This window comes from Streptococcus massiliensis DSM 18628, assembly GCF_000380065.1.
In the GTDB taxonomy this organism is placed as follows: Bacteria; Bacillota; Bacilli; order Lactobacillales; family Streptococcaceae; genus Streptococcus; species Streptococcus massiliensis.
Map to the genome: position 1 here is coordinate 1 of NZ_KB904440.1, position 2,452 is coordinate 2,452.

Genomic DNA, 2,452 nt, shown 5'->3' on the forward strand with positions numbered 1-2,452 from the left:
AAATTAAAAGGCATGACCCCCGTGCAATATCGGGAAGCATATCTTCATAACTAATACACTTTTTTACTGTCTATTTTAGTTGGGGCTTGACATTATCTCAACTTTTTTATGCTATTGGTCACTTTTTACAAACCTAAGTAATTTTCAACCGCAGCCTGCATCTGGTCAGCTTTAGCTTGCGTTTTGTGGAGAACCGGCGCTGTTTCCAGACCGTCTACAGCTGTCGGTAGACTGACGCCAGAGAGCTCCTGCAATTTCACCAAGGCTTCAAAGTCGGTCAAATCGCTAGCACCCGTCACCGCTTGAACTGCCACCCGTGGGAATTTGTAAGGGCTAGCTGTGGAAGCAATGACCGTTGGACGTTGGTCGCCCGTTTCCCTCAGGTATTTTTGATAAACCGCTGACGCGACTGCCGTATGCGGGTCTTCGATATAGTGCGAGGCATCATAGACCCGTTTGATTTCGGCTGACGTCTCCGCTTCGGTCGCATACTCGGCAGCGAAGAGCTCTAAAATTTCTTGGTCAAAATCGGTCAATTCATACTGCCCAAGCTGGTTGAGAGCCTGCATCAAATCTGCTGTTTTTTCTGCGTCATTGCCCAAGAGGTGGAAAATCAAGCGCTCCAAATTTGAAGAGACCAAAATATCCATAGACGGACTGCTCGTAACTTTGAAGCTCCGCTTTTTGTCATAAACCTGCGTCCTGAAAAAGTCGGTCAAGACATTATTTTCATTGGAAGCACAGATGAGCTTGCCTACTGGCAAGCCGATTTGCTTGGCATAGTAAGCCGCAAGGATATTTCCAAAATTCCCCGTCGGAACGGTGAAATTCACCTCGTCGCCCGCCGCAATCTGACCAGTCTTGACCAGCTGGGCGTAGGCATAGATGTAGTAGACAATCTGCGGCACCAAACGCCCGATATTCATGGAATTAGCCGATGAAAACTGCATCTTGTGCTCTGCCAACCTTTGGCGTAGAGCTGGGTCGTTAAACATGTGCTTGACATTGGTCTGTGCGTCATCAAAGTTCCCGTCAATAGCGACCACATGCGTGTTGGCGCCGGTCTGCGTCGTCATTTGCAGCTCCTGCACCTTGCTGACACCGTCCTTAGGATAAAAGACAATAATTTCCGTGCCCACCACATCGGCAAAGCCCGCCATAGCAGCCTTTCCAGTGTCGCCAGAAGTTGCGGTTAAAATGACGATTTTATTTTCCAAGCCGTGCTTTTTCGCCGCCGTCGTGATAAAATGCGGCAAAATGGACAAAGCCATATCTTTAAAAGCAATGGTTGAGCCGTGGAACAATTCCAGATTGTACTGCCCGTCTAGCTTAACCAAGGGCGCAATGCGCTCGTCGTCAAACTTGCTGTCATAAGCCTGCTCGATACAGTAATCCAGCTCTTCCTCGGTAAAATCATCCAAGAAAGCTGACAAAATCAATTTGGCAACCTCTTGATAAGAGGCATTTTTCAAAGTTTCAAAGTCCAAATCCACTTTTGGATAAGTCAGAGGCGTGAAAAGCCCACCGTCGGTCGCTAAGCCCTGCAAAATCGCCTGACTGGCACTCACCGTGTTTTTGGCATCGCGCGTTGATTGATAAACTAAGGTCATAATTTCTTTCCCTTTCATGCTATATCTACCATGATACCATATTTTCGGCGAGAATTGTGAGAATATTTGGAAAAATAATGTAAAATTTAGGTAATTTAAAACCCAATATTTTCAAAAGGAAAGTCTATATTAGATACTAATACTGAGAAAAAAGTAAAAGCACAGCGAAGAACTTTTGATGAACAAACACCAAAAGAACAAGAACAGCGTCTTGAACGTATGAAGAAAAGTAATACAAGAAAATCCTTGAACGTGATGTAATACTAAAAAAGATACGCATACATGATTTTAAGCACTCACATGCTTCTCTTTTAATCAATACCTAGTCGTTAAAGAACGCGCCTAGGACATGCTTCTATAACCACTACAATCGATACCTATTCTCACTTGTATCCAAGCAAACAGAAAGACCTAGCAGACAAACTAGATGATTTATTGTGAAGTAACTTGAGTTTTTAAAAAGTAAAATGTAGAATAAAGATATGGATAAAATACAAAAATCAGTAAGCCAACGAGCTTATGAAGAAGCTAAAAAAGCTCACTTCGGACAGGTTGATAAAGCAGGTGTTGACTATATTAAACACCCTGAGACAGTTGCTAGTTTTGTAAAAACTGATGAGGAAAAAGCGGTCGCTTATCTTCATGATGTCATTGAAGATACTGAACTAACCTTCTGCTATCACCTTTTTAAGCACCTAGAAAAAAGATTAGTAATTTTTAGTAACTCAATCAAGAAAAGTTCAAAAGAGGCTCTATAATTTCTGTAGTGGGTAAAATCACTTTAGGAATTATGGAGCCTATTTTGTTGTAGAAAAAAAGTCCCATAAGACCTATAATGAAAA

At 42.5% G+C, this 2,452-nt stretch carries 1 protein-coding gene and 3 pseudogenes; 3 read left to right on the plus strand and 1 reads right to left on the minus strand.

Annotated features, from left to right (window positions below; translation table 11 throughout):
* Positions 1-125 precede the first annotated feature (125 nt).
* Entirely contained in the window at positions 126-1,610 is a 1,485-nt protein-coding gene (thrC, locus tag A3I3_RS0109510) for a threonine synthase (RefSeq protein WP_026129861.1), read from the minus strand.
* A 102-nt stretch (positions 1,611-1,712) separates the two neighbouring features.
* Here thrC and A3I3_RS11340 point away from each other — a divergent pair.
* The 3 pseudogenes from A3I3_RS11340 to A3I3_RS10335 form a co-directional block, all read left to right on the plus strand.
* A pseudogene (locus A3I3_RS11340) lies at positions 1,713-1,868 on the plus strand (rolling circle replication-associated protein); the annotation flags it as partial.
* Positions 1,844-2,051: pseudogene (locus A3I3_RS10730) on the plus strand (site-specific integrase); the annotation flags it as partial. The pseudogenes A3I3_RS11340 and A3I3_RS10730, both read left to right, overlap by 25 nt.
* 41 nt (positions 2,052-2,092) lie before the next feature.
* Positions 2,093-2,281, plus strand: a pseudogene (locus tag A3I3_RS10335) (GTP pyrophosphokinase); the annotation flags it as partial.
* Positions 2,282-2,452 lie beyond the last annotated feature (171 nt).